The 25,045-nt window shown below is 64.4% G+C and carries 27 protein-coding genes and 1 riboswitch; of the genes, 7 read left to right on the top strand and 20 right to left on the bottom strand.

The genetic code is table 11. The annotated features are described in order from the left end of the window. Positions 1-144: 144 nt before the first annotated feature. From metA to AC4P1R_RS14565, 4 genes are all read right to left on the bottom strand, one after another. A complete protein-coding gene (metA, locus tag AC4P1R_RS14550; RefSeq protein ID WP_069458745.1) occupies positions 145-1,068 on the bottom strand; it encodes a homoserine O-acetyltransferase MetA in 924 nt (307 codons plus the stop codon). A 59-nt stretch (positions 1,069-1,127) separates the two neighbouring features. Continuing rightward, a riboswitch (SAM riboswitch) is annotated at positions 1,128-1,205 on the bottom strand. A 180-nt stretch (positions 1,206-1,385) separates the two neighbouring features. Continuing rightward, positions 1,386-1,766 (bottom strand): RidA family protein, encoded by a 381-nt coding sequence (locus AC4P1R_RS14555; protein ID WP_069458746.1) that lies wholly within the window; start codon positions 1,764-1,766, stop codon positions 1,386-1,388. 7 nt (positions 1,767-1,773) lie between these two features. Continuing rightward, positions 1,774-2,379, bottom strand: coding sequence for a 3-isopropylmalate dehydratase small subunit (gene leuD, locus AC4P1R_RS14560; protein ID WP_492177129.1), 606 nt, complete (start codon positions 2,377-2,379; stop codon positions 1,774-1,776). A gap of 125 nt (positions 2,380-2,504) precedes the next feature. Then, the gene (locus AC4P1R_RS14565) at positions 2,505-2,750 is read right to left on the bottom strand and encodes a hypothetical protein (protein ID WP_069458748.1); all 246 of its coding nucleotides are present in this window, start codon (positions 2,748-2,750) and stop codon (positions 2,505-2,507) included. A gap of 115 nt (positions 2,751-2,865) precedes the next feature. On the opposite strand from AC4P1R_RS14565, the gene AC4P1R_RS14570 reads away from it, so the two are divergent. Beyond that, on the top strand, positions 2,866-3,771 hold the full coding sequence (locus tag AC4P1R_RS14570) for a CoA ester lyase (RefSeq protein WP_273361645.1): 906 nt from the start codon (positions 2,866-2,868) through the stop codon (positions 3,769-3,771). Further along, positions 3,768-3,974 carry a DUF1737 domain-containing protein gene (locus tag AC4P1R_RS14575; RefSeq protein ID WP_069458750.1) on the top strand — a complete coding sequence of 69 codons (207 nt, stop codon included), beginning with the start codon at positions 3,768-3,770 and terminating at the stop codon, positions 3,972-3,974. The genes AC4P1R_RS14570 and AC4P1R_RS14575 overlap by 4 nt, the downstream gene beginning before the upstream one ends. A gap of 78 nt (positions 3,975-4,052) precedes the next feature. On the opposite strand, the gene AC4P1R_RS14580 is transcribed toward AC4P1R_RS14575, so the two are convergent. After that, the gene (locus AC4P1R_RS14580; RefSeq protein ID WP_069458751.1) at positions 4,053-4,730 is read right to left on the bottom strand and encodes a redoxin family protein; all 678 of its coding nucleotides are present in this window, start codon (positions 4,728-4,730) and stop codon (positions 4,053-4,055) included. A gap of 214 nt (positions 4,731-4,944) precedes the next feature. Further along, entirely contained in the window at positions 4,945-5,379 is a 435-nt protein-coding gene (locus AC4P1R_RS14585; protein ID WP_069458752.1) for a metallopeptidase family protein, read from the bottom strand. 168 nt (positions 5,380-5,547) lie between these two features. Between AC4P1R_RS14585 and AC4P1R_RS14590 the strand changes: the two genes are divergently transcribed. The 5 genes from AC4P1R_RS14590 (at position 5,548) to bfr (ending at position 12,369) form a co-directional block, all read left to right on the top strand. Next, positions 5,548-6,501 carry an ImuA family protein gene (locus AC4P1R_RS14590; protein ID WP_225192078.1) on the top strand — a complete coding sequence of 318 codons (954 nt, stop codon included), beginning with the start codon at positions 5,548-5,550 and terminating at the stop codon, positions 6,499-6,501. 40 nt (positions 6,502-6,541) lie between these two features. Beyond that, entirely contained in the window at positions 6,542-7,957 is a 1,416-nt protein-coding gene (locus AC4P1R_RS14595; RefSeq protein ID WP_345790222.1) for a Y-family DNA polymerase, read from the top strand. After that, a complete protein-coding gene (locus AC4P1R_RS14600) occupies positions 7,954-11,331 on the top strand; it encodes an error-prone DNA polymerase (protein ID WP_273361641.1) in 3,378 nt (1,125 codons plus the stop codon). Before AC4P1R_RS14595 ends, AC4P1R_RS14600 begins: the two co-directional genes overlap by 4 nt. A 275-nt stretch (positions 11,332-11,606) precedes the next feature. Further along, positions 11,607-11,918, top strand: a complete 312-nt coding sequence (locus AC4P1R_RS14605) for a (2Fe-2S)-binding protein (RefSeq protein ID WP_069458755.1) — start codon at positions 11,607-11,609, stop codon at positions 11,916-11,918. Further along, positions 11,884-12,369 (top strand): bacterioferritin, encoded by a 486-nt coding sequence (gene bfr / locus AC4P1R_RS14610; protein WP_151611716.1) that lies wholly within the window; start codon positions 11,884-11,886, stop codon positions 12,367-12,369. Before AC4P1R_RS14605 ends, bfr begins: the two co-directional genes overlap by 35 nt. Before the next feature lie 59 nt (positions 12,370-12,428). Here bfr and AC4P1R_RS14615 read toward each other — a convergent pair whose 3' ends face one another. The 14 genes from AC4P1R_RS14615 to rplU form a co-directional block, all read right to left on the bottom strand. Beyond that, complete coding sequence (locus AC4P1R_RS14615) at positions 12,429-12,956, bottom strand: RNA pyrophosphohydrolase (RefSeq protein WP_069458757.1); 528 nt, start codon at positions 12,954-12,956, stop codon at positions 12,429-12,431. A gap of 34 nt (positions 12,957-12,990) precedes the next feature. Beyond that, positions 12,991-14,196: a divergent polysaccharide deacetylase family protein gene (locus AC4P1R_RS14620; protein WP_069458962.1), complete on the bottom strand. Its 1,206-nt coding sequence runs from the start codon at positions 14,194-14,196 to the stop codon at positions 12,991-12,993. A 301-nt stretch (positions 14,197-14,497) separates the two neighbouring features. After that, a complete protein-coding gene (locus AC4P1R_RS14625; protein ID WP_069458758.1) occupies positions 14,498-15,820 on the bottom strand; it encodes a S41 family peptidase in 1,323 nt (440 codons plus the stop codon). Then, positions 15,810-17,234, bottom strand: coding sequence for a murein hydrolase activator EnvC family protein (locus tag AC4P1R_RS14630; protein ID WP_492177130.1), 1,425 nt, complete (start codon positions 17,232-17,234; stop codon positions 15,810-15,812). Before AC4P1R_RS14630 ends, AC4P1R_RS14625 begins: the two co-directional genes overlap by 11 nt. A 278-nt stretch (positions 17,235-17,512) precedes the next feature. Next, on the bottom strand, positions 17,513-17,995 hold the full coding sequence (gene rlmH, locus AC4P1R_RS14635; protein WP_069458963.1) for a 23S rRNA (pseudouridine(1915)-N(3))-methyltransferase RlmH: 483 nt from the start codon (positions 17,993-17,995) through the stop codon (positions 17,513-17,515). Positions 17,996-18,147: 152 nt separating this feature from the next. After that, positions 18,148-18,594, bottom strand: coding sequence for a ribosome silencing factor (gene rsfS, locus AC4P1R_RS14640; protein ID WP_069458760.1), 447 nt, complete (start codon positions 18,592-18,594; stop codon positions 18,148-18,150). A 101-nt stretch (positions 18,595-18,695) separates the two neighbouring features. Then, positions 18,696-19,262, bottom strand: a complete 567-nt coding sequence (locus AC4P1R_RS14645) for a nicotinate-nucleotide adenylyltransferase (RefSeq protein ID WP_245314635.1) — start codon at positions 19,260-19,262, stop codon at positions 18,696-18,698. A 56-nt stretch (positions 19,263-19,318) separates the two neighbouring features. Beyond that, entirely contained in the window at positions 19,319-20,602 is a 1,284-nt protein-coding gene (locus tag AC4P1R_RS14650; protein WP_151611720.1) for a glutamate-5-semialdehyde dehydrogenase, read from the bottom strand. Further along, a complete protein-coding gene (gene proB, locus AC4P1R_RS14655; protein WP_492177131.1) occupies positions 20,595-21,791 on the bottom strand; it encodes a glutamate 5-kinase in 1,197 nt (398 codons plus the stop codon). Before proB ends, AC4P1R_RS14650 begins: the two co-directional genes overlap by 8 nt. Position 21,792: 1 nt before the next feature. Beyond that, the gene (obgE, locus tag AC4P1R_RS14660) at positions 21,793-22,803 is read right to left on the bottom strand and encodes a GTPase ObgE (protein WP_492177132.1); all 1,011 of its coding nucleotides are present in this window, start codon (positions 22,801-22,803) and stop codon (positions 21,793-21,795) included. A 123-nt stretch (positions 22,804-22,926) separates the two neighbouring features. Then, entirely contained in the window at positions 22,927-23,505 is a 579-nt protein-coding gene (locus AC4P1R_RS14665; RefSeq protein ID WP_492177133.1) for a GNAT family N-acetyltransferase, read from the bottom strand. Further along, a complete protein-coding gene (locus AC4P1R_RS14670) occupies positions 23,502-24,146 on the bottom strand; it encodes a GNAT family N-acetyltransferase (protein WP_492177134.1) in 645 nt (214 codons plus the stop codon). The genes AC4P1R_RS14665 and AC4P1R_RS14670 overlap by 4 nt, the downstream gene beginning before the upstream one ends. 131 nt (positions 24,147-24,277) lie before the next feature. Continuing rightward, positions 24,278-24,547: a 50S ribosomal protein L27 gene (gene rpmA / locus AC4P1R_RS14675; protein WP_034852900.1), complete on the bottom strand. Its 270-nt coding sequence runs from the start codon at positions 24,545-24,547 to the stop codon at positions 24,278-24,280. Between the two features lie 32 nt (positions 24,548-24,579). After that, positions 24,580-24,957, bottom strand: a complete 378-nt coding sequence (rplU, locus tag AC4P1R_RS14680) for a 50S ribosomal protein L21 (RefSeq protein WP_492177136.1) — start codon at positions 24,955-24,957, stop codon at positions 24,580-24,582. Positions 24,958-25,045 lie beyond the last annotated feature (88 nt).

Genomic DNA, 25,045 nt, shown 5'->3' on the forward strand with positions numbered 1-25,045 from the left:
CCGATGCCGGCGCCAAACTGCGTCATTTCCAGCCATGCGGCAACGGGAAAGTTCAGCGGGGCAATTGCTTGGTCGCCGCCTGCAGACCGGCGTGCGTCACCGTGATCTTTTCCGTCTTCAGTTCGAGGAAGAAGGGAATGAACATTAAGGCTCGGCACCGATCTTCGCGAGTTCGTAGGGCGTCGTCTGGTAGATCTCGTTGATCCAGTTGCCGAAGAAGAGATGCGCATGGCTGCGCCAACGGTTCTGCGGCGGCAGCGCCGCGTCGTTGTGCGGGAAATAGTCGTGCGGCAGCTTGATCGGCACGCCGGCATCGACGTCGCGGAAATATTCCTCCGACAGCGAGGTGGAATCATATTCGACGTGATTGAACATGTAGAGCCGGTTGCCCTTCCGTTCGTGCACGAGGCAGACGCCCATCTCCTTCGATTCCATCAGGATCTCGAGCCCCGGCACCCGCTCGATATCGGCGCGGCGCACCTCCGTCCAGCGCGAGACGGGCACGGCGAAATCATCGGAAAAGCCGTTCAGATAGACCGAGGAAGGCTTCAGGTTCTGGTGCCGGTAGACGCCGAAGGCCTTTTCTTTCAGCGAATATTTCGGGACGCCGTGGAAATGGTAGATCGCCGCCATGGCGCCCCAGCAGACATTCATGGTCGAATGCACATTGGTCGCCGTCCAGTCGAAGATGCGCTTAAGCTCGTCCCAATAGGTGACCTCCTCGTAGTCGAGGGTCTCGACCGGCGCGCCGGTGATGATGAAACCGTCGAACTTGCGGCCCTTCACCTCCTCCCAGGTCTCATAAAAGGCGAGCAGATGATCCTCCGGCGTGTTCTTCGGCCGATAGCCGTTGACCCGCACCAGCGACAGTTCGACCTGCAGGGGCGTGGCGCCGATCAGCCGCGCCATCTGGAGCTCGGTCTTGATCTTGTTCGGCATGAGATTGAGAAGCCCGATCTGGAGCGGGCGGATGTCCTGCCGGATCGCCGCGGTCTCTGTCATCACCCGCACACCCTCGTTGACCAGGGTCTCGAAGGCGGGCAGCGCGTCGGGAATCTTGATGGGCATGGGCTCCACTCGATCAATACAAAAAAACCGGCGGCGAGATCATCGCGACCGGTCCTCGGAAATCGTTCTCCTCGGCCCTTTAGCGACTTCTTTAACGTGGCTGCAAGCCGGCCGGCCAAATCACCACGGATCGTTTGATAGCGCGAGGACTGCCGTATGGTCAACGAAAAACGATTCCGGATGGCCAAACAAGGACGCGCGGAAGGACGTGCGCATTAATGAGCCGGCTACCGAATTGCGCCAAGCGATCCTGCGTCCATGGTCGAGCGATCCTCAGGTCGTGGTCGGCGACATAGTGCATCGGCTCGTCGTTCTCCTCAGCCTCTGAACGCCGTGACCTCGATCTCGATCAGCATTTCCGGGCGGATCAGGTCGCAGACGATCATCGTCGCGGCCGGACGGATGTCGCCGAACAGCTCGCCGAAGATCGGAAAGACGCGGTCGGCGAAGCTGGCGTCCGTGACGTAGCAATGGCTGCGCACGACATCCGAGAGCGAGAAGCCGCCCTCCTTGAGCGCGCCCTCGATCGTCTTCAGACAGTTGCGCGCCTGTTCCTCCACCGTCTCCGGCATGATCATGGTGGCATAATCGTAGCCGGTCGTGCCGGAGAGGAAGCACCAGTCGCCCTTGACGACGGCACGCGAATAGCCTGCCGCCTTCTCGAAGGGCGAACCGGAGGAAATAAGCCTGGCCGCCACTGGGCGCTTATGCCCAGGGCCGGGAGGTAGCGGTTGCCGTCTCGAAATTGTCGATGGCGCTCGCCTTCTCCAGCGTCAGGCCGATATCGTCGAGGCCGTTCAGCAGGCAATGGCGCTTGAAGGCGTCGATCTCGAACTTGATCGAACCGCCATCCGGGCCGGTGATCTCCTGCGCCTCGAGATCGACGGTGAGCACCGCATTGGAGCCGCGGCTGGCGTCGTCCATCAGCTTGTCGAGGTCGGCCTGGCTGACGACGATCGGCAGGATGCCGTTCTTGAAACAGTTGTTGTAGAAGATATCGGCGAACGAGGTCGAGATGACGCAGCGGATGCCGAAGTCGAGGAGTGCCCAGGGCGCGTGTTCGCGCGAGGAGCCGCAACCGAAATTGTCGCCGGCGACGAGAATCCTGGCGTCCTGGTAGGCCGGCTTGTTGAGCACGAAGTCCAGGTTCAGCGTGCCGTCTTCGTTGTAGCGGGATTCGGCGAAAAGCCCCTTGCCGAGGCCGGTGCGCTTGATCGTCTTCAGGTAGTCCTTCGGAATGATCATGTCCGTGTCGACGTTGACGACGGGCAAGGGCGCGGCAACGCCGGTAAGCTTGACGAACTTTTCCATGTCTTGGCCTTCGATTTCAGCGGGAAGTGTTGGCAGAAGCGTTTAGATCAGTTTTGCGCTGAATTGAAGGAGAATCTGCGTTTGCCGGACTCGGGTAACCGAGCGCAATGGTCGTTGAAGGCAGATCACAGATCGATGATCGTGCCGCGGCCGTCGTTCCAGATCCGTATTTCCCGCTCTCGACCGGCGGAAGCCGCGCGGGTATGCGCTGGCCGCGGCCGCGGGCCGAGTCTTGCGGCGATCGCGCTGCCGATCGCGATCGCGGCGGCGATGCCGGCAAGCGCCAGCGCGAGGGAAGCGGTGAAGACGAGAGCGGCCAGCGAGAGGACGATGGCCGCGGTCATGAAAAGAACAGAGCGGATGCTGCGCATAGGACTACCTTTCTGTCACGCATGTGGGTGTGCGCCCGCGCGCTTGCAAGGGGCGCAGGAGAGCTGCAAGAGCGCCGGCTTGCGCGAAAGCGCAAAGGGGGGCACAACGACGCCTATGACGAGACCGACCGACCACCATCCCGTGCGGCTGCGCCGCTCCGTGCTCTCCGTTCCGGCGGACAACCCCCGTGCGCTCGCCAAGGTCAAGGTTCTGACCGCCGATGCCGTCATCTTCGATCTCGAGGATGCCGTGGCGCCCGAGCGCAAGAGAGAGGCGCGCGACGCGCTGGTACGACATCTTTCCGAGGACCGGCCTGAGATCGAAACGGTCATCCGCATCAACCGGACGGAGGCGGGTTTCAACGAACTGGATCTTGCCGCCGCACTCGCCGTCAGTGCCGATGCGGTCCTCCTGCCCAAGGTCGAAGTCCCCGCCGACATTCAGGCCGCTCTCGACTGGCTCGCGGAAAACGACGCACCGGAAAGCGTGAGGCTCTGGGCGATGATCGAGACGCCGCGCGGCGTGATCAATGCGCCGGCGATCGCCGAGACCGGGCGCACGCGCGCCGACCGGCTCGACTGCCTCGTCGTCGGCCTGAATGATATGAGAAAGGCGACCGGCGTCGCCGACCTCCCGGGCCGCCCCTATCTCCTGTCCTGGCTGATGCAGATCCTCCTTGCCGCCCGCGGCAGCGGTCTCGATGCCGTCGATGCGGTCTTCAACGACTTCCGCGATGCGCAAGGTTTCGAAACCGAGTGCCGGCAGGGACGCGACATGGGCTACGACGGCAAGATGCTGATCCACCCGGCCCAGATTGCTTTCGCCAACGACGCCTTCGGCATCGATGACGCAGCGCTCGCGGAGGCGCGCGCGATCATCGCCGCCTTTGCCCTTCCGGAAAATTCCGGCAAAGGCGTGATCAGTCTCAACGGCCGCATGGTCGAGCGGCTGCATCTGGACGAAGCGCAGAAACTCGCCGCCAAGGCGGATATCATCGAAACACGAAAGGCAAGATCGTGAAACTCTATCGCTTTCTCACCGGCCCCGACGACGCCTCTTTCTGCCATAAGGTGACGGCGGCGCTGAACCAGGGATGGGAGCTCCACGGCAATCCGACCTATGCCTTCAACGCCGACACCCAGCATATGCAGTGCGGCCAGGCGGTGGTGAAGGAAGTGTCGGGCAAGGATTACCATCCGGACGTCAAGCTCTCGGAAGAGTGAGCGCAACGTCGCGATCGTCTCCCTGTAGCGAGAGGTCAATCGAGAACGCGCGGCGGCCGACGACGACTTGTCGCCGTGTCATGCGAGTTGGGAAGCGGCCGACATCAGTTCTTCGGGATTCAACGCCCGGCATACGTTTCGGCCATCCTCTTCGACTTCGGTGAAACTCCAGCGTACCACGCCGTCGCGGTCGAGCAGGAAATGGCCGACAAGCTGCATATGACCGGGTATCCGCACCTGCTCATCGGCTTCCGTGACTTCATACCCGTCCTTGCTGCTGAGAAGATCGCCGCCGCTCGCCGGATTCATCGGTTCGGGCAACTCCCCCGGCCAATCGACCCGCATCGCCGAGACCGCGTCCATTCCGACCCTCTGCGGCCAGTTGGTCTCATTTTCCGTAAACTCGATGAGAGGCAAGCCGAAGACGCGGTGCGAAGCGCGCTCGGTGTCGGATGCGGCGAGCAGGCCGGGTATAGGCTGGTAGCGGAAATAGAGGCGTGCGCGTTCCACCGGGGTGTTGACCACCGCCAGCGAGGCGACGCCTTTCTCGCTAAGGGCCGGGTTGAGCCGGGCCATCGCCGCCACATGGCGTCGGCAGAACGGACAAAGCAGCCCTCGAAACAACCCGATCAACACGGGGCTTCGACCGCGAAAATCATCAAGCGCGATCCTCCCCTCGCGGGATATCGCGTCCAGCACGATGTTGGGGGCCTGGTCGCCCGGCTGTAGCGGATGGTCTGGATAGTGCTCAGACATGGTCGACCTCCTCGCCCGAAGGACCAGCCAAGAAGAGGCAGTATGGCTCAGAATCGAGGCGAAAATGGTCCGGTCGCCGACGGGCAAGCGTAAACAGCTGCGATCCCTGCCGCGGTGAAATGCGCGTCTTTTCAGACGCGCAAAGGTCGCTGTAACTCTTTGAATCGGCGCATTGAGCTTTCCGAAAATCGGGTACGATTTTCGGGCCGATGCGCTAGCCGCCCAGATGTTCGACGCTCGCCTCGATCCGCTCCATGTCGTCGTCGGACAGGCCGAAATGGTGGCCGATCTCGTGGATCAGCACATGGGTGATGATGTCGCCCAGCGTTTCGTCGTTTTCCGCCCAATAATCGAGGATCGGGCGACGGTAGAGAATGATCCGGTTCGGCAGTTCGCCGGTTTCGAGCGTGAAGCGTTCGCCGATGCCGCGGCCTTCGAAGAGGCCGAGCAGGTCGAAAGGCGTCTCCAGCGCCATGTCTTCGAAGACGTCGTCGCTCGGGAAATCGGCAACTTCGATGGTGAGATCCGTCGTCAGCTTGCGGAATTCCTCCGGCAGATGGATGTAGGCTTCAAACGCAAGCTGTTCGAATGTCGTAAGCGTCGGTGCGTGGCGTTCCCGCCAATCTTCGGTCTGGTCTATGCGGGCCATGGGCACTCCTTGTCGCCCTCATATAGCGGTTTCGCCTTTGTTTTTCGAGTGTTGAATTCCACCCGGACGAGGCAAGGAATAAATTCTTACATCATGACGGTTGACTCTTTTCGCAAGCTCTGGAATCCATAAGAACATAACGTGAACATATGATCGGAGTTGACCGTCATGGCCGAGAACGCCGTGCAACGGCAAACCATTCTTTCCCTTCGTGAAAGCATAGCACGGATTGAGAACGGCTGCTCGTCCGCTGTCGTGCCGGCGATCCGGGATGCCGATCGCGGCGGCTTTCGCCGCGGCAGGGAGAGCGCGCCGGACCGCCAGGTCATGCCCCTTGGAATTGCCTCGCTCGACGATGTGCTCAAAGGCGGGTTGCCGCTCGAGGGCCTGGTGGAAATCCGCAATGCCGAAACCCGCGATGCAGGCGCGGCGGCCGGCTTCGTCATGGCGCTTGCCGTTCTCTACCAGCAGCGGAGAAGGGAAAAGGGGCATCTCGCCCCGGTCCTGTGGATCAGCCAGACGCTTGCTGCGCGCGAGGCCGGCAATCCTTATGCCCCCGGACTGAGGAGCTACGGGCTTGATGCGGAACGGCTCCTCTTCGTGTCCGCGGGCAAGGTCAAGGATGCGCTCTGGATCGCCGAGGCGGCGCTTTCGGTGCCGGTCTTCGCCACGATCGTGCTGGAAATCCGCGGCAATCCCGCCTCTCTCGCCTTGAGCGAGAGCCGGCGCCTGCACGTCAAGGCGCGGGCCGGCCAGGTTCCGCTTCTTCTCTTCCGGCAGGCGGGGCAAGAGGAGGCGAGCAGCGCCTTTTTCCGCTTCCAGATCAAGCCGGCGCCGGCCGGCGAACGTCCCCTCCCCGATGGCTCGATGCTTTGCGGCAGCGTCGGCCATCCAAGCTTTCACCTCCTTGTCGAAAAAAACAGGGCGTCTGCCCCTCACGACATCTTTCTCGAATGGAACGCCCATGACCGCCGCTTCTCTCCCCTCAATGAGCGCCGAAGCGCCGCTCTTCAGGCAAACGACCCGCCAGAGAATCCTGGCGATCCACTTTCCGCATCTGCCGGCCGATCGCGTCGCGCGGAGCCGCTGGGGCGCCTCCTGGCTTTCGCGCGGGCGTCCTGATCACCCGCCCGTCGTTTTCGCCGCGAAGATCGACAATGCCATGCGCCTCGTCGCGCTCGATACGCTTGCGGAGCGGATCGGCCTGAAGCGCGGCCAGGGGGCGGCGGAGGCGCGCGCCATGTGCCCGGCGCTCGACGTGATCGCCGCCGACCCGGCGGCCGACCAGGCCTTTCTGGAAGGGCTTGCCGACTGGTGCGACCGCTATACGCCGCTTGTCGCGCTCGACGGCAAGGATGGCCTGTTCCTCGACATCACCGGCTGCGCGCATCTCTTCGGCGGCGAAAAGGCGCTGGTCAGCGATGTGCTCTCCCGGCTTTTTGCGCTCGGGGTTGAGGCGCGCGCGACCATTTCTTCTTCCGCCGGCCTCTCCTGGGCGGCGTCCCGCCATGGCCATGACGCGGTCATCGGCCCCGAGGAGGCCGATCGGATCCTGGCGCCCCTGCCGGTCGCGGCGCTCCGCCTGCCGGCGGAAACCGCCGCCGCACTCGAACGCGTCGGGCTGAGAGAGATCAGCGATCTTCTCAAGGCGCCGCGCGCGCCGCTTGCCCGCCGCTTCGGTGCCCAACTTCTCCTCAGGCTCGATCAGGCAAGGGGCCGGGTGGACGAGCCGCTCTCACCGCGCCTGCCGGTGCCGAGCTTTTCCGCCGAGCGCCGCTTTGCCGAGCCGCTGCAGGACGAGGCGTATATTCTCGAACTGACCCGGCATCTCGCCAAGGACGTCCGCGCCTCTCTCGAGCGGCAGGGCGAAGGCGGGCGGCTGTTCGAGCTCCTGCTGTTCCGTGTCGATGGTCGGGTATTCCGCGTTCAGGCCCACGCCGCCGTTGCCTTGAATGACGCCGGGCGGATCGCAGCACTCTTTCGCGAGCGGCTGCAGGCGATCCATGACGATCTCGATGCCGGATACGGCTTCGAAATCCTCCGGCTTGCCGTGCTCAGGAGCGAGAGGCTCGATCCCGCCCAGCAGGATTTTTCCGGCGTCCCCGATGAAAGCCAGCCGCTTGCCGCCTTCGTCGACAAGGTTTCCGCCCGCTTCGGGCCCGATTGCCTGATGCAGGCGCGCTTTGCCGAAAGCCATCTGCCGGAGCGGGCGGGCGGATTTGCCCCCTTGCGGGACGTCGCAGCACTCCTGGATGCCCCAGGCCTGAAAGGCGGGGTTTTTCCTGAAAACCGTCCTTTACGGATTTTCGCCCATCCCGAACCGGTGGAGGCGACGGCCGAAGTGCCGGAGGGGCCTCCGCGCAGCTTCAACTGGCGCAAGACCCGCTACCGCGTCGCCCGCGCCGAGGGGCCGGAACGCATCGCCGCCGAATGGTGGATCGATGGCGAGGACCACCCGACCCGCGACTATTTCCGGGTCGAGGATCAGGAGGGCCGGCGGTTCTGGCTGTTCCGCGAAGGCCTTTATGAACGGGAGGTCTCCTCGGCCCGCTGGTTCATGCATGGAGTTTTCGCATGAGCGAGAAACCCAGCTTCTACGAGCTCCCCATCTTCTATGAGCTAGGCGCACGCACGAACTTCTCCTTTCTCGAAGGGGCGGCGCCGGCAGAGGAGATGGTCGTCTTCGCCAAGAAGATCGGACTTTCCGGCCTCGGCATCGCCGACCGCAACAGCGTCGCCGGCGTTGTCAGGGCCCATGCCAAGGCGAAGCTGGAACGCTATCCTTTCCAGCCGGGCGCCCGTCTCGCCTTTGCCGACGACACGCCGGACATCCTTGCCTATCCCCAGAACCGGCGCGGCTGGGGGCATCTCTGCCGCCTGCTCAGCGCCGGGAACCTGCGTTCGAAGAAAGGCGACTGCACGCTTTATTTCGCCGATCTCCTCGAATGGCAGGAAGAGCTTCTCCTGATCGTCCTGCCGAAGGACGGCCGGCCGGAACCCGAAACTCTGGACGCGCTTCTGCAGACATTGCAGGAGCCTCTCGGCAACCGGCTCCATCTCGGCCTGACGCCGCGCTATGACGGCTTCGACCGGCACGATTTCGCCGCTCTGGCCGCCGTCGCCCGCAAGACCGGCGTCCCGCTTCTCGCCACCAACGACGCGCTCTACCACGACCCGCATTACCGCCCGCTCGCCGATGTGGTGACCGCGATCCGCGAGCATGTGACGGTCATGAGCGCCGGGTTCCTCCTCCAGAAGAATGCCGAAAGGCATCTGAAGGGGCCGAAGGAAATGGCGCGGCTTTTCAGCGATTATCCCGAGGCGATCGCCAATGCGCGCCGGTTTTTCGAGCGGCTCTCCTTCAGCCTCGACGAGCTCAGCCATCAATATCCGGATGAAAACGAGAAAGGCGAGAGCCCGGCGACAAGCCTGCGCAGGCTCGTCGCGGAAGGGGCGATCGAGCGCTATCCGGGCGGTGTGCCGGACAAGGTCAAGCGCCAGATCGACTACGAGCTCGAACTCATCCACGAGAAGAAGTACGAGCCCTATTTCCTGACCGTCCACAAGCTGGTGAAATTCGCCCGCAGCGTGGACATCCTCTGCCAGGGGCGGGGATCGGCGGCCAATTCCTCGGTCTGCTTCTGCCTCGGCATTACCGATGTCGATCCGCAGAAATTCACGCTGCTGTTCGACCGCTTCCTGTCGAAGGACCGCGACGAGCCGCCCGATATCGATGTCGATTTCGAGCACGAGCGGCGCGAGGAGGTCATCCAATATATCTACCGGACCTATGGCAGGGAGCATGCGGGCCTCACCGCCGCGGTGATCAGCTATCGCTCGCGCTCCGCCGGGCGCGAGGTCGCCAAGGCCTTCGGCCTTTCGGAAGATGTGCAATCGGCGCTCGTAAGCTCCATCTGGGGCTGGGGAACCTCGCCCTTCACCGAGGAGCAGGCCAGAGGCGCCGGTCTCGACATCGCCGATCCGCTGACGCGGCGCGTCCTTGCCTATGCGAGCCTGCTCATGAACTTCCCGCGCCATCTCTCCCAGCATGTCGGCGGCTTCGTCATCACCCGCGACCGGCTCGATGAGGTCGTGCCGATCATGAACACGGCCATGCCCGATCGCTACATGATCGAATGGGATAAGGACGATCTCGACCAGTTGAAGATCCTCAAGGTCGACGTGCTGGCGCTTGGCATGCTGACCTGCCTCGCCAAGGCCTTCAAGCTTCTGGAGACGCATTACGGCGAGCCGAAGATACTGGCCGAACTCTACCAGGACCAGCGGGAGGCCGTTTACGACATGATCTGCCGCGCCGATACGGTCGGGGTCTTCCAGATCGAAAGCCGGGCGCAGATGAGCATGCTGCCGCGCCTACGCCCACGCGAAATGTACGATCTGGTGATCGAAGTCGCGATCGTCCGCCCCGGGCCGATCCAGGGCAACATGGTGCATCCCTATCTGAAACGGCGCGAGGCGCAGCGCCGGGGCGAGCCGGTCGATTATCCAAGCGCGGAATTGAGGGCGGTGCTTGAAAGGACGCTGGGCGTGCCGCTGTTCCAGGAACAGGCGATGCAGATCGCAATCACCGCCGCCGGCTTTTCCCCGAGCGAGGCCGATCAGCTCCGCCGCGCCATGGCGACCTTCAAGCGGACGGGCACGATTCATACCTTCGAGCGCAAGATGATCGACGGCATGGTCGCAAACGGTTACGAGCCGGAATTCGCCGAGCGCTGCTTCAACCAGATCAAGGGTTTCGGCGAATACGGCTTTCCCGAAAGCCATGCCGCCTCCTTCGCCTCGCTCGTCTATGCCTCGTCCTGGTTCAAGGCTTACTATCCGGATATCTTCTGCGCGGCGCTTTTGAATTCGCAGCCGATGGGTTTCTACGCCCCCGCCCAGCTCGTGCGCGACGCGCGCGAGCACGGGGTCAAGATGCTGCCGGTCGACATCAACCATTCGGATTGGGACGCCCTGCTCGAAGGCGCGGACCTGTTCAACAGGGATGCGATCGATCCGCGCCACGAGGCCATGCGGGATGTCATCCGGTCGCGAAAAGCCGTCCGGCTGGGCTTCCGGCTGGTCAAGGGGCTGCGCCGGACGGATATGGAAACGCTGGTTGAGCACCGCGGCGATGATGGATACCGCTCCGTTCACGAGCTCTGGATCCGCTCCGGATTGACCCGTCCCGTGCTGGAGCGTCTCGCGGATGCCGATGCCTTCCGCTCGATCGGCCTCGACCGGCGCGCGGCACTTTGGGCGGTGAAGGCGCTCGACGAAGCGTCTGCGGTCGAGCGGCTGCCGCTGTTCGACGGCGCAGGCGCCGAGGACCTGCAGGCCGAACCCGCAGTCACGCTGCCGGTAATGCCCGAGGGCGAGCATGTCATCCACGACTATCGCACCCTGACGCTCTCGCTCAAGGCCCATCCGGTCTCCTTCATGCGGCAGGATTTTGCGCGCATGGGCATCACTTGCAATCGCGACCTCATGAAGACGCCGGCTGGAAGACGGGTGACGGTGGCAGGGGTCGTGCTCGTCCGCCAGCGCCCGGGTTCGGCAAATGGCGTCATCTTCATGACGATCGAGGACGAGACCGGCGTTTCCAACATCATCGTCTGGGAAAGGACGTTCCGGAAATACCGGGCGGAGGTCATGGGATCGCGGCTCGTGAAGATCCGCGGCCGCCTGCAGAGCGAAAGCGATGTCATCCATGTGGTCGCCGAATATATCGAAGACATGACGCCGATGCTCGGCCTCTTGCGCAAGGAGGCAAGACGCTTCGGCGCCAGCGACCGTGCGGACGCGGCCTTGCGGCCGACGGCCGATGCCCGCGACAAGCGGCGGCTCCGGCAGCAGCAGCTGGGCCAATCCGCCTATGATCCGCCGGCGGACGCGGCGGACGCGGCGGGCGAGGCGGCCGAGGTGATGCCGAAAGGGCGCAATTTCCATTGAACCGCAACCGATCCGCCCATCACCCGCAGAACGGGCTCTACCGACGCAGGCTGCGTAAAAATGTCGCAGCATCCCGAACGAAGCGAAAGGATTCATGCCCGGGAACAGGAACCTTAGAATCCGCTAATGGAATGAAAATACGAAGCTTTTTATCACGTTTAGAACGCCTCTAACAAATCGGCCCGCTACGCGCCCAAGAGTTTTTTCTTGACGCTAAACGTCCTCTTTTGCTTTATGAGGCAATTCAGGACGTTGCGTTTGACAGGCAAGGCGACATGCTGGTTTGCAGCTGCAATTACATCACGGAAAAAGAGATCGAGGACACGATCGTCAGCCTCCTCGACGAGGACTGCTGGCAATTGATCGTGCCGGCGAAAGTCTATCATGCGATGGAAAAGCGCGGCCGCTGCTGCGGCTGTTTCCCCAACGTCGTCGACATCATCATCCGCACCACGGAAGCCTATCACGCCCGCCGCGACTCGACGGAAGCCGAGATATTTGATTTCATGACCCGGCTCAGACAATTCCATGAAGAGAGTCGGAGGGCGGATCTTGAAAGGCGACGCAAAGGTCATCGAGCAGCTTAACGAAGCGCTCTTTCTCGAACTTGGTGCCGTAAACCAGTACTGGCTGCATTACCGCCTTCTCGAAGACTGGGGCTACACGCTCCTTTCGAAGAAGGAGCGCGAAGAATCCATCGAGGAGATGCACCACGCCGACAAGCTGATCGCGCGCATCATCTTCCTCGAGGGCCATCCGAATCTGCAGACGGTCGCGCCGTTGCGCATCGGGCAGAACGTCAAGGAAGTGCTGGAGGCCGACCTCGCCGGCGAATACGACGCCCGCAATGCCTATAAGAACTCCCGCGACATCTGTCACGCGGCTGGCGACTATATTTCGATGCGGCTGTTCGAGGAGCTGCTCTCCGACGAGGAGGGCCATATCGACTTCCTCGAATCGCAGCTGCAGCTGCTCGACTCGATCGGCGAAGAGAAATACGGCCAGCTCAACGCGGCCCCGGCCAATGAGGCCGAATAGGCGGCGCAGCTTTTGCAACCCGCTGAGATCAAATAGGCCCTTGCACGCCCGCTCCGGCCCTATCGCACCAGATGCGCGAAAGCGGCGACGACCTCCTCATAGGCCTTGCGCTTGAAGGGCACGATCAGGCCGGGCAGCTCGTGCATCGGCTTCCATTCCCAGGCATCGAATTCCGGATCATGGCCGCCCGGCGGCGGGTTGATGGCGATCTCGCTCTCGTCGCCCTCGAAGCGGAAGGCGTACCAGCGCTGCGCCTGGCCGCGATATTTGCCCTTGAGACCGATGCCGACGAGATGCGGCGGCAGGTCGTAATGGATCCAGTCAGGCGCCTCCGCGAGCAGCGAAACCGAGCGGATCCCGGTCTCCTCATAGAGCTCGCGATAGGCCGCCTCGAGCGGGTCTTCGCCTTCGTCTATGCCGCCCTGCGGCATCTGCCAGAGCTGCGGCGAGCCGTCATATTCCGAATTGCCGACGGCGAGCCGGTGTCCGGCCCAGACCAGTCCTTCGCGGTTGAGGACCATGGCGCCGACACAGGGCCGATAGGGCAGATCCTCCGCCTTCAACACCTTGCCTTTGTCCTTGCCCATGTCGAATTCCCTTGCTGTCCGCCTGCTGTGTAGATCAGTTTTGTTGCGGATCCTTGACGACGGCCGAAACCCCGACGAATTCGATGCCGCGACCGCCGGCCTCTTCCATCCATTCCGCGATCGCCGCCACGCTTTCCTCGAAGGCCGAGGCGACGCCGACCGCGGTACCGTTGCGCCGGGCGACGCGTTCGAGTTCATCCAGCCTGCGCAGGATCGCGCCGCGGCTGAGCTCGCCGTCGACGACCATGTCGGCGAAGCCGTGCGGCACGTCGAAGGCGCCGGCGAGCGTGCCGGATAGCGACTGCGCGGAGGTGCCGTCGTCGAGAAAAAGCAGACCGCGCTTGCCGAGGTCGCGCATCACCGGTCCGAGCGCATCCGCGTCGGAGAGGAACCGCCCGCCGAGATAGTTCATGATCCCGGTGTAATTGGTGATCCGGCCCATGCTCCGGTGCAGTTCGGCAAGATTCTTCCGCTGAGACTGGGAAACGAGCAGCGCCTGCGGTCCGGGATCGCTGCTCGGATAGTCGAACGGCTCCATCGGAATCTGCAGGAGGATTTCGTGGCCGTCGCGCCTTGCCTCCTGCATCCAGCGCTGCAGGCTGTTGCCGGCCGCGGCGAAGGCGAGCGTCACGTCCGGCGGCAGCGCCTGGATCGCGCGCAGCGTTCCGGTCTGGCTGAGGCCGAGGCCGCCCACCACCAGGGCTATCCGGGTGCCGCGGGTCCCGGACCAGGGCCGCGCATATTGATCCATGGGCCGCAAGCCCTCCGGACCGACGATCGGCAACCGGCCTTCCGGCGTGGCTTCGAGCAGATCCTCGTTCGGAAGCGCCGCCATGCGCGGATCCTGACCGCGCGTCGGCCCGGCGCTGATCAAAGCCGGACCGTCACTCCCGCGCGGCCGCGGCGTGTATTTGGTGACGGTCGCGCCATCGCCCGTCACAATTTCCTCGACACGCGCTCCGGAAAGCGCGCCGCTCACGCGCACCGTCCCATGCTTGGCATCGCCGCTTCGTTCCGACGGCCCCTCCGTGCCGGGGACCGCCACGGCCGTGGCGTCTTCCACAGTGGCAGGCGTGCGGATCAGGCGGTCGGGCGCAAAAGCGCTCCAGCCGGAAAGCCCGAGGACGGCGAAGACGCAAGTAGCGAGAAGCGCATGGGCGACGATGCGGCGCGGATTTAACCGGCGCGCAGCGCGCTTCCGGCGGCCTTGGCCAAGGGGGGCATTGAGATCAGTTCCCAAACGGAGCCTCGGTCGCCTCGAATCCAATCGTTTGGAGCGCAATGCAAGCGGAGAACCGCTCGAGCCGGCCTCGTCCCGCTCCAGGATATTGCCGGTGAGGTGCGCCGCCCGGCGAAGAATCACCGATGGCCGGCCGCTTCGCCGATCCTTAGCGCATCGGCCCGAAAATCGGAACCTATTTCGGAAAGCTCGATGCGAGCCGAAGCGACGTTTGCGGGTCTGAAAAGACGCGCGGCGCTGCAAAATAAAGGCGCCGGGTTGAACAGCCCGGCGCCCATCATCTCCTGCCCTGCGGGCAGATTTACTTCTGCAGTTCGGCCTGCTCGGGATTGGCGGGGAAGGCCGGATCGGTCTTGTTGCCGCGAAGCAGGTCGAGCGCATAGTTGAGCTGGATGTCGTCCTTGGTCTCCGGCGGCACATAGGCGATCGAGCCGGAGCCTTCCTCCGTTTCGTTCTGCCCCGGGATATGACCGCGCAGACCGGACTCGCCCTGCGCCTCCACCTTGCCCAGGAGCTCCGGCGGCAGCGGCTGCTCGACCTTGATGTCCGGCGTGATGCCGGTGCCCTGGATCGATTTGCCGGACGGCGTGTAATAGAGCGCCGTCGTCAGGCGCAAGGCGCCGGCGTCGCCGAGCGGAATGATCGTCTGCACCGAACCCTTGCCGAAGGAGCGCGTACCGAGCACGGTCGCGCGCTTCAGATCCTGCAGCGCGCCCGCGACGATTTCCGATGCCGATGCGGAGCCGCCATTGACGAGCACGATCACCGGCTTGCCGTCGACCAGATCGCCCGGCGTCGCATTGAAGCGGCGGGTCTCGTTCGGATTGCGGCCGCGGGTCGAAACGACCTCGCCACGGTCCAGGAACGCGTCCGACACATTGATCGCCTGGTCGAGCAGGCCGCCCGGATTGAGGCGCAGGTCGAGCACATAGCCCTTGAGCTTGTCCGCCGGGACCTCGGCCTTGATCTTGTCGATGCCCTTCTTCAGGTCCTCGAAGGTCTTTTCGGTAAAGGAGATCACGCGCAGGTAGCCGACATCGCCTTCGACGCGGAATTTCACCGCACGCACGGCGATCACGTCACGAACGATCGTCACTTCGATCGGCTTCTCGGCACCCTGGCGCAGGATGGTGAGCTTGATGGGCGTGCCGACGGCGCCGCGCATCTTGTCGACCGCTTCCTCGAGCTTCAGCCCGCGGACATCCTGCCCGTCGATCTTCGAGATCAGGTCGCCGGCAAGCACGCCCGCGCGGGCGGCCGGGGTGTCGTCGATGGGGCTCGTCACCTTGACGAGATCTTCCTCCATCGTCACCTCGATGCCGAGGCCGCCGAATTCGCCCCGCGTCTGCGTGCGCATATCCTCGGCGTCGGTCGAGTTCATGTAGCTCGAATGCGGATCCAGCGACTGGAGCATGCCGTTGATCGCATTTTCGATCAGCTTGTCGTCCTGCGGCGGCGTCACATACTGCGCGCGCACGCGCTCGAACACGTCGCCGAAAATCGCCAGCTCCCGGTATGTCGACGAGTTGGCCGCCACGGCCGGAATCGCCGCCGAATAGACGACGCCCATTGCCGTCGCCCCCATCAGCGCCCCGACCAGAACAAGTGAAGCTCTACGTATCATTTCGCGCCCTTCCAACCTCTGCTGCGGTCCACCACGGTCGGGAATCAACCGGTTTCCCGTCTTTTCGAAACTCAATGTAAAGTGTCGGCCGGTCCGTTTCCAGCGTCAAGGCCGCCGCACTCGCCACTCTTTTTGCCCCCATTGTCGCGACCGGCTCGCCGGCCACCACGAATTGCCCCGGGCTGACACCGACGCTCTCCATTCCGGAAAGCACGATGTGATAACCGTCACCCGCATTGAGGATGATCATCTGCCCATAGCTGCGGAACTTGCCGGCATAGACAACCCACCCATCCGCCGGTGTGGTCACCAGCGCGCCCGCATTGGTCTCCAGCATGATCCCCTGCAAGGAATGCCCCGTGCCGTCGGCATCGCCAAACTGTCGCAGCAGCGAACCCGCGACGGGATAGCTGAGCTTCTGCCGTAATTCGGAAAAAACATATGCGGGCGCAATGCGGTTTTTGTCGGGCACGGCGCTCCTGGCGAGTTCCCGTGCCGTCTCGCGTTCGGCCTCGCTCATGCGCCGGCGCTCCTCGGCCTCGGCGCGCGCGGCCTCCGCGGCATCGCGCACCGAGGAAATCTCGGTTTCGAGCGACGAGATCAGGCCCTCGAGATTGGTCGCCTGCTGGGCGAGTTCGCTGGCCTTGCGCTGCTCGGCGGTCAGGTCCGCCGCATTCTGCCGGCGCAGCTTCTCCTTCTCGGCGACGAGCATCGCCATGCGCCGCTCCTCCTCGAGATTGGCGGCCATCGCCGCCGTCAGCTCGTCGCGCTGACGGCCGATTCCGCGCCGGATTTCGGCGAGCGCCGCGAGATCGGCGACGAGGCTCTCGGTTTCCTTGCGGATGCCCGGAACGACGGCGCCAAGCAGGATGGCGCTGCGCACGGAGGCGAGCGCGTCCTCCGGCGTCACCAGGATCGCCGGCGGCGGATTTCGCCCCATGCGCTGAAGCGCCGCCAATACCTCGGCGAGCAGGCCGCGCCGGGCCCTGAGCGAGTGCTTGACCGCGTCTTCCTTGACGCGCAAGTCGCCCAGCTTCGTCTCGCCACCGGCAATCTGCCGCTCCAGGTCCTGGCGCTTGCTTGCCGACTCGACGATTGCCGAGCGCAACGCCGCATTGCTCTTGTCGATCTCGGCGATCGTCCGCTCGAGCGCCTCGGCGCGCTCCTTAGACAGCGTGATCGTCCTGGAAAGCGCCTGGAGTTCGCTGCGCGTGCTGTCGCGCCTCAGCGCAAGACCGGCCGCCGGATCCGCGGCCCCTTGGTCCGTGGTCGCCGCGCCGGCGGGCGCGTCTTCGGCGAGCACCGGGGCAGCCGTCGCCAGCAGCAGCGCCGCAAGCGCGGCACCGCCGCCCAACCGCCGCACGCCAAGTGCGCTCCGGCCCCGATTCGCGGCTGCTTTCCCTCGGCGTCTCATCCAGTCCCATGCATCAAAAAAGGTAGCAGACCCTAATCCGATTTGGCCGGGCCACCAACACATAATCGCGTTATCGCTCCGGGAGGGTGCTCGCGAATTCGCCCGCAACAGGAACAAAGCCATCCCCGCCCCCTCCCCACAAGGGAGGGGCTTACGATGCCGCGCCCCTCCCTGCCAATTCCCTACCTCGCAACGGACGCTAAGGCGTTGAAATCGCAGGAGATCGCCGCGAGCACGGAGCCCCTCCCCTTGTGGGGAGGGGATGGGGAGGGTTTGATCTAAGCCCGGTGGTAGGGATGGCCGGAGAGGATCGTCACGGCGCGATAGAGCTGTTCGGCGATGAGGATGCGCACGAGCTGATGCGGCCAGGTCATCTTGCCGAGGCTGAGCACCGCGTCGGCGCGCGCGTGGAGCGCCGGATCGAGCCCGTCTGCGCCGCCGATGGCGATCATCAGATCGCGTTTGCCGCCATCGCGGAAGGTGGCGAGCAAACTCGCAAAGGCCTCCGAGTCGATCGCCTTGCCGCGCTCGTCGAGCAGCACCAGCAGGCTGCCGTCGGCGAGCGCCTTTTCGAGCTGGGCCGCCTCCTCGCGCTTGCGCGTCTCGGCATTGGCCGCCCGGCTCTCGTTGACTTCGACGAGGCGCGAAAGCTCGAGGCCGACGGCCGGCCCCGTCTTGGCGAAGCGGTCGAGATAACGGGCCGCAAGTTCCTTTTCCGGCCCCGCCTTCAGGCGGCCGACTGCGAAAAGTCCGATACGCATGCCCGTTTGGTCCCCCGGGACGGCCGGTCGTTCGGCCGGCAAAATACCGCTCCTGCTGTCATCGGCCTTGAGCCATGACAGCCGCAATTCAAAATTCGGCACCGGTCGGCGCTCCGTCCCAAGGCTAACGGGTCAGGTACGGGCGGCGTGTCTCAGTGCAGGGTGCTCTCCTCGACGTCCGGGGCGGCCCACATCTTTTCGATGTTGTAGAACTCCCGGATCTCGGGCCGGAAGATGTGGACAATCACATCGCCGGTGTCGATCAGCACCCAATCACCACCTTCGAGACCTTCGACACGGGGGGTGCCAAGTCCCTCGTCCTTCAGGTCCGTCGTCAGATGGTCGGCAATCGCCATCACATGCCTGTTCGATCGCCCGGAGACAACGACCATGAAGTCTCCCAGCGCCGACTTTCCGGCAATGTTGATGGTAACAATATCTTCTGCCTTCGAGTCCTCTAGGCTTTCGAGGACCAGCTTGAGCGCACGGACAGCGGCTTCGTCGCTCGGTTCCGTGCTGCGCGGGATTGCGGAGATCGCATATCCCTTGGCGTGTGCTGTTGTCAGGGTTTTTCCTTTCCGAATGAACAGAACAAGCACTTCCGGTTCGTGATTCTCTTCGAACCGTAACTAAATGTAGGCATCAAACCCTTGCGGTTTCAAGAGATGGCTAGAGACATGGGCGACGAAAACGCCGGAATTCAGCGCGGCGCTGCAGAGCGCAGCGCCGTCGAGCTCAGCGGCGAGCGCCGCCCGTGAATGAAGGTCCAGGCCGGCGCAGGCCGAAAAGCGAGCGTCGAGGCGTCATCCTCGTCGATGCGCGCATGGCTGAACGTCCGCGCCATCGGCGACGAAAGATAGGCGAGCGTCGACCCCGGCCGGTCCACGACCGCGATCGGAAAGGTGGCGACGATCTGCCGCCAGTCCTGCCAGCGATGGAAGCTTTTGAGATTGTCCGCCCCCATGATCCAGACGAAGCGCACGCCGGGATTGCGGGCGCGGACGAATTCCAGGGTGCGGGCCGTATAGCTCTGGCCGAGCGTCTTTTCGAAGGCGGTCACCTTGATGCGCGGATTTTCGGCGAGCCTCTCGCTGGCGGCGATGCGCTCGCCAAGCGGCGCCAGATTGTGGTTGTCCTTCAACGGATTGCCCGGCGTCACCATCCACCAGAGCTGGTCGAGGGCAAGCCGGCGCAGCGCCGTCTCGGCAACGAGGGCATGGCCCTGATGCGGCGGATTGAAAGAGCCGCCGAACAGCCCGACGGCCATGCCGCGCTCGACATGCGGCATGCGCAGATGGGCCGGCTTGACTTCGGCTGCCGTCGTCAGGGCCGCACCTGTCCTGTGCCGCGGACGCGATATTTGAACGAGGTCAGCTGCTCGACGCCGACGGGGCCGCGGGCGTGCATCTTGCCGGTGGCGATGCCGATCTCGCCGCCCATGCCGAACTCGCCGCCATCGGCGAACTGCGTCGAGGCATTGTGCAAGAGGATCGCCGAATCGATCTCCGAGAAGAAGCGCTCGACGACGGCCGGATCCTCGGCGATCACCGCTTCCGTGTGGGCGGAAGACCAGCGGTTGATGTGCTCGATGGCGCCGGAAATGCCGTCGACGAGCTTTGCCGAGATGATCGCGTCGAGATATTCGGTCGCCCAGTCCTCCTCGCTCGCGGACTTCAGCCCGGCAAGCATGCCGGAGAGCTCTTCCGACACGCGCACCTCGCAGCCGGCCTCGAGCAGCGCCTCAAGCAGCGGCCTTGCCAGCCGGTCGGCGGCATTCCGGTCGATCAGCAGCGTTTCGGCGGCGCCGCAAATGCCGGTGCGGCGCATCTTGGCATTGACGACGATCTTCGTCGCCATGTCGAGATCGGCCGACGCGTCGACATAGATATGGCAGAGGCCCTCGAGATGGGCAAAGACCGGCACCCGCGCCTCGCTCTGCACGCGGGCGACGAGGCTCTTTCCGCCGCGCGGCACGATCACGTCGATCGCGCCCTCGAGGCCGGTGAGCATGGCGCCGACGGCGGCGCGGTCGGCAACCGGCACCATCTGGATCGCATCTTCCGGCAGTCCCGCCGCCTTCAAGCCTTCGACGAGGCAGGCATGGATCGACCGCGAGGAATGGAAGCTGTCGGAGCCGCCGCGGAGAATCACGGCATTGCCGGCCTTGAGGCAGAGCGCGCCGGCATCCGCCGTCACATTCGGGCGGCTTTCGTAGATGACGCCGATGACCCCGAGCGGCGTGCGCACGCGCTCGATATGCAGCCCGTTCGGGCGGTCCCATTCGGCGATCACCGCGCCGACCGGATCCTTGAACTCGGCGATCGCGCGAATGGCGTCGGCCATGTCGCGGATGCGGCCCGCGTTCAGCGTCAGCCGGTCGATGAAGGCCTTGGCCACACCGGTCTTTTCGGCATTGTCGAGGTCGATCGCATTGGCGGCGAGGATTTCGCCGCTCCGGGCAAGCAGCGCATCCGCCATGGCGATCAGCGCCGCGTGCTTGCGCTCGGCGCTCGCGACCGCGAGCGGACGGGCGGCCGCCTTCGCGCGCCGGCCGATCTCCAGCATGATCGCGTTGACGTCCTCGCCATTCTTCGCCGTCTCAAGCATGAAGCTTGCCCTTTCTCTCGTCCTCATCCTGCCCGGGCGCTTCACCCTCGGGGCGCTTGCCAGGAGGCGCCGTCATCACCAGGTCGTCGCGATGCACCATGGCGGCGCGGCCGGCATAGCCGAGAATCGCGGCGATCTCGGCCGATTTCTTGCCGGCGATCTGGCGCGCCTCATGGACGTCGTAGCCGGCAAGGCCGCGGGCGATCTCGCGGCCCGTCGCTCCGAGGATGGCGATCGTATCGCCGCGGCTGAAGCTGCCCGTCACCTGCCGGACGCCAGCCGGAAGCAGGCTCTTGCCGGAGCGCAGCGCGTTTTCGGCCCCGGCATCGACCGTCACCGAGCCGGCGGGCAGAAGCTGGCCGGCAATCCAGGTCTTGCGGGCGGTGACCGGCGAGCCGGACGGCGCGAACCAGGAGGAGCGCGCCCCCGCCTCGATGGCCTTCAAAGGGTGCTCCGGCTTGCCGGAGGCGATGATCATGGCGCAGCCGGCGGTGGTGGCGATCTTGCCGGCATCGATCTTGGTGCGCATGCCGCCGCGCGAAAGCTCCGACGCCGCGCCGCCGGCCATCGCCTCGATCTCCGGAGTGATCTCGGCGATCGTCTCCAAAAAGCGGGCCTCCGGATCGAGATGCGGCGGCGCCGTATAGAGCCCGTCGATATCGGAGAGCAGCACGAGCAGGTCGGCGCCGACCATGGTCGCGACCCGCGCCGCCAGCCGGTCGTTGTCGCCATAGCGGATTTCGGTGGTGGCGACCGTGTCGTTCTCGTTGATGATCGGCACGGAGCCGAGCTTCAGCAGCTGGTTGATCGTCGCGCGCGCATTGAGATAGCGGCGGCGCTCCTCCGTATCGCCGAGCGTCAGCAGGATCTGGCCGGCAATGATCTGATCGGCCGAGAGGCTCTCCGACCAGGCCCGGGCAAGCGCGATCTGGCCGACGGCGGCGGCCGCCTGGCTGTCCTCGAGCCTCAGGACGCCGGAGGGCAGGTTCAGCACCGTGCGGCCGAGCGCGATCGCACCGGAGGAGACGACAAGCACCTCGACGCCCTTGGCCTTCAGCGCCGCGATATCGGCCGAGAGCGCATCGAGCCAGGCCTTCTTCAGCCCCGACTTGCGCTCGACGAGCAGCGCCGAGCCGATCTTGATGACGATGCGCCGGTATTTGTCGAGCGGTTTGCGCGTGGCGGCCATGTCAGGCTTGCTCCTCGCCGGCCTTGGCGGCGGAAATGACGTCGCGCAGCGCCCGGAGCGCCTCGGTCATGCCCCGGTTGGTGACGGCGGACAGGAGCAGCGGCGGCGAGCCGCAGGCCTTCGCCAGCGCCCTCGCCTTCGCCTTCAGTTCCGCCTCGTCGAGCACGTCGATCTGCGACAGCGCGACGATCTGCGGCTTCTCCTCGAGCCCGCCGCCATAGGCTTCGAGCTCGTGCTTCACGGTCCTGTAGGCCTTGGCGACGTCCTCCTCCTGCGCGGAGACGAGATGGAGCAGCACGCGGGTGCGCTCGACATGGCCCAGGAATCGGTCGCCGATGCCGACCCCCTCATGGGCGCCCTCGATCAGCCCCGGAATGTCGGCGATGATGAATTCCTGGCCGTCGACGGTGGCGACGCCGAGATTGGGGTGGAGCGTGGTGAAGGGATAGTTGGCGATCTTCGGCCGGGCGCGGGTGCAGGCGGCCAGAAAGGTCGACTTGCCGGCATTCGGCAGGCCGACGAGGCCGGCATCGGCAATCAGCTTCAGCCGCAGCCAGATCGTCTTTTCCTCGCCCTCGAGGCCGGGATTGGCCCAGTTCGGCGCCTGGTTGGTGGAGGACTTGAAATGGGCATTGCCGAAGCCGCCATTGCCGCCGGCGGCGAGCCGGTAGCGCTGCCCCTCCTCGACGATGTCGACGATCAGCGTCTCGTTGTCCTCTTCGAAGATCTGGGTGCCGACCGGCACTTTCAGCGTCACGTCTGAGCCCTTCGCGCCGGTGCGGTTGCGGCCCATGCCGTGCGTGCCGGTCTTTGCCTTGAAGTGCTGCTGGTAGCGGAAATCGATCAGCGTGTTGAGGCCGTTCACCGCCTCCACCCAGACATCGCCGCCGCGGCCGCCGTCGCCGCCGTCCGGGCCGCCGAACTCGATGAACTTTTCGCGGCGGAAGGAAACGGCGCCCGCGCCGCCATCCCCGGACCGGATATAGACTTTTGTTTCATCGAGGAATTTCATCGCTTCGCCATTCCATGGATTTCGCGTTCGCCGCCTTCGATATAGGCGCTTCCGGCCAAGGTCAAAGATTATCGTCAAAACGAACCCCGCCAAAGCGGGCCTGGCGGGGTTCTCTTTCGTCGTTCAGTGCGGCCGGCGCAGGTCTTCGGCCGTCAGGCGCGTTTCGATATGCGCGACCATGGCGTTGCGGGCGCGCGCGAACACCTGGCTGCAGCCGGTGATCTTGAAGCCGAGCTTCTCCTGCACCTTGAGCGAGGCCGGGTTGTCGGCGAAGACGCCCGAATGGAGCGTCGCCCCCGGCATGCGCCGGAAGAAGCGCTCGACCGCCGCATAAACCGCCTCGGACATGAGGCCCCTGCCCCAATAGAAGCGGTTCAGCCAATAGCCGACATGCCATTGGCCCTCTCTCAGCTCGATGCCGACGCAGCCGATATGGACGTCGTCGCCGGACGTGATCGCCAACGCCCAATCGGCCTGGAGCGCCTGGCGGTTCAGCCAGTCGAGCGCATCCTGCCGATGAAAGGGCGCCGGCACGCGCATGAGCATGCGCGCCACCTGGAAATCGGCAAGCGACTCGGCGATCGCCGGCGCATCGGCAAGCCGGTGCGGCCGGAGCACCAGACGCTTGGTTTCGATCACCGGGCAAGGGCCAGGGTCGGGCCGCGCGACGAGGCGCGCTCGGTCTTGAACGAGCGCGTTCATCGGTTTCCTCCCCAGCTTCTGAGCGAGACCCAGGTCTTGCGGTCGAGCCGGTACCATTCGACCGCCATCATGCCGCCGAGCGCGAGGCTGCCGACCATGCCGGAGCCCTGAAACTGAAAGCCGCACTTCTGGATGACCCGGCGCGAGGCGACGTTCATGACCCGGCAGCGCGCATCGATCTGGTCGATGTCGCGGGTGCGGAAGGCCATGTCGGTGAGCGCCTGCGCCGCTTCCGTCGCATAGCCCTGGTTCCAGTAGGGCTGGCCCAGCCAGTAGCCGAGCTCGACTGTCTTGCCGTCCTCATGCGGCTCGATCCCGCAGCAACCGAGGAATGCGCCATTGTCCGCCTTCGTGATCGCGTAGACGCACTTGCCGATCGTGCCTGCAATCGTGCCGGCTTTTGCGCGTCGCACGAAATCGGCCGCATCCGCCGTGGTGTAGGGGTGCGGCATGCGCGAGACCATGGTGGCGATGTTGGCGTTGTTGGCAAGATGGGCAAGGGCGTCGATATCGTCTTCATGCGGCGCGCGCAGAACGAGCCGAGGTGATAACAATATCGGGCAGTCGGTCCTTGACCTCTTGGGCCTCAGCCTTTGTTCGGGAGACCGGGATTGGTCTTCCCTCAGGAGCTCGGTTTGCATGGTTCTTCCTCCAGACATGCGAAAAGGGGAGTTGGGTATTGCCCCATCTCCCCTTTGAAGTCTGGCTTCGGAACCTTGTGGGCGCTTCAGCCGGGTCGATGAGACGCCGGCTGTTTTAGAGCGCTACCGGCTTATTCCGCTGCTTCGGCTTTCGGCATTACAGACACGTAGACTCGGCCGTTGGCCTTCGTACGGAAGTCCACGTTGCCAGCCGTAAGCGCAAAAATCGTGTGATCCTTGCCGAGGCCGACATTGGCGCCCGGATGCCACTTCGTGCCGCGCTGGCGCACGATGATGTTGCCCGCGATGACGGCTTCGCCGCCGAACTTCTTCACGCCAAGGCGCTTGGACTCGGAATCGCGACCGTTGCGCGACGAACCGCCAGCTTTCTTGTGTGCCATTGGTGTTCTCCTTTAAACCTTCGATCCCGAACTCAGTTTGCAGCTTCAGCTTCAGCGGCGGCTTCGGTCTTCTTCGAAGCCTTCTTCGCCTTGCCGCCGGCCGCAGCGATGTCCAGGATGCGGACCTTCGTCTGATGCTGGCGATGGCCGCGCGAGCGCTTGGAGTTCTGGCGGCGACGCTTCTTGAAGGCGATGACCTTCTTGGCGCGGCCCTGGTCCACGACCTCGGCGCTGACAACGGCACCTTCGACAAACGGAGCGCCGATGGTGGCATCGGCGCCGGCGCCGACCATCAGGATCTCGGTGAATTCGATCTTGTCGCCAGCTACGCCTTCCAGCTTTTCGATGGTGATGACGTCGTTGGCCGCCACGCGGTACTGCTTACCGCCGGTCTTGATGACTGCGAACATTTTTTATCCTTTCATGTTCGGTCCGGCTCTCTGCCCCAAATGAGACAAGGCCGTCTTTTTATCAGTCGTTTCGGTTGAGCGGAGCGCT

This window comes from Sinorhizobium sp. Y406 (assembly GCF_058732025.1).

What these genes read in the sequence shown, in the direction of transcription:
- metA (WP_069458745.1), bottom strand. Translation starts at nt 1,068, where the DNA reads ATGCCCATCAAGATTCCCGACGCGCTGCCCGCCTTCGAGACCCTGGTC.
- leuD (WP_492177129.1), bottom strand. Translation starts at nt 2,379, where the DNA reads ATGGAAAAGTTCGTCAAGCTTACCGGCGTTGCCGCGCCCTTGCCCGTC.
- AC4P1R_RS14565 (WP_069458748.1), bottom strand. Translation starts at nt 2,750, where the DNA reads ATGCGCAGCATCCGCTCTGTTCTTTTCATGACCGCGGCCATCGTCCTC.
- AC4P1R_RS14570 (WP_273361645.1), top strand. Translation starts at nt 2,866, where the DNA reads ATGACGAGACCGACCGACCACCATCCCGTGCGGCTGCGCCGCTCCGTG.
- AC4P1R_RS14580 (WP_069458751.1), bottom strand. Translation starts at nt 4,730, where the DNA reads ATGTCTGAGCACTATCCAGACCATCCGCTACAGCCGGGCGACCAGGCC.
- AC4P1R_RS14585 (WP_069458752.1), bottom strand. Translation starts at nt 5,379, where the DNA reads ATGGCCCGCATAGACCAGACCGAAGATTGGCGGGAACGCCACGCACCG.
- AC4P1R_RS14590 (WP_225192078.1), top strand. Translation starts at nt 5,548, where the DNA reads ATGGCCGAGAACGCCGTGCAACGGCAAACCATTCTTTCCCTTCGTGAA.
- AC4P1R_RS14595 (WP_345790222.1), top strand. Translation starts at nt 6,542, where the DNA reads ATGCGCCTCGTCGCGCTCGATACGCTTGCGGAGCGGATCGGCCTGAAG.
- AC4P1R_RS14600 (WP_273361641.1), top strand. Translation starts at nt 7,954, where the DNA reads ATGAGCGAGAAACCCAGCTTCTACGAGCTCCCCATCTTCTATGAGCTA.
- AC4P1R_RS14605 (WP_069458755.1), top strand. Translation starts at nt 11,607, where the DNA reads ATGCTGGTTTGCAGCTGCAATTACATCACGGAAAAAGAGATCGAGGAC.
- AC4P1R_RS14615 (WP_069458757.1), bottom strand. Translation starts at nt 12,956, where the DNA reads ATGGGCAAGGACAAAGGCAAGGTGTTGAAGGCGGAGGATCTGCCCTAT.
- AC4P1R_RS14625 (WP_069458758.1), bottom strand. Translation starts at nt 15,820, where the DNA reads ATGATACGTAGAGCTTCACTTGTTCTGGTCGGGGCGCTGATGGGGGCG.
- AC4P1R_RS14630 (WP_492177130.1), bottom strand. Translation starts at nt 17,234, where the DNA reads ATGAGACGCCGAGGGAAAGCAGCCGCGAATCGGGGCCGGAGCGCACTT.
- rlmH (WP_069458963.1), bottom strand. Translation starts at nt 17,995, where the DNA reads ATGCGTATCGGACTTTTCGCAGTCGGCCGCCTGAAGGCGGGGCCGGAA.
- AC4P1R_RS14645 (WP_245314635.1), bottom strand. Translation starts at nt 19,262, where the DNA reads ATGGCCGTCGGGCTGTTCGGCGGCTCTTTCAATCCGCCGCATCAGGGC.
- AC4P1R_RS14650 (WP_151611720.1), bottom strand. Translation starts at nt 20,602, where the DNA reads ATGCTTGAGACGGCGAAGAATGGCGAGGACGTCAACGCGATCATGCTG.
- proB (WP_492177131.1), bottom strand. Translation starts at nt 21,791, where the DNA reads ATGGCCGCCACGCGCAAACCGCTCGACAAATACCGGCGCATCGTCATC.
- obgE (WP_492177132.1), bottom strand. Translation starts at nt 22,803, where the DNA reads ATGAAATTCCTCGATGAAACAAAAGTCTATATCCGGTCCGGGGATGGC.
- AC4P1R_RS14665 (WP_492177133.1), bottom strand. Translation starts at nt 23,505, where the DNA reads ATGAACGCGCTCGTTCAAGACCGAGCGCGCCTCGTCGCGCGGCCCGAC.
- AC4P1R_RS14670 (WP_492177134.1), bottom strand. Translation starts at nt 24,146, where the DNA reads ATGCAAACCGAGCTCCTGAGGGAAGACCAATCCCGGTCTCCCGAACAA.
- rpmA (WP_034852900.1), bottom strand. Translation starts at nt 24,547, where the DNA reads ATGGCACACAAGAAAGCTGGCGGTTCGTCGCGCAACGGTCGCGATTCC.
- rplU (WP_492177136.1), bottom strand. Translation starts at nt 24,957, where the DNA reads ATGTTCGCAGTCATCAAGACCGGCGGTAAGCAGTACCGCGTGGCGGCC.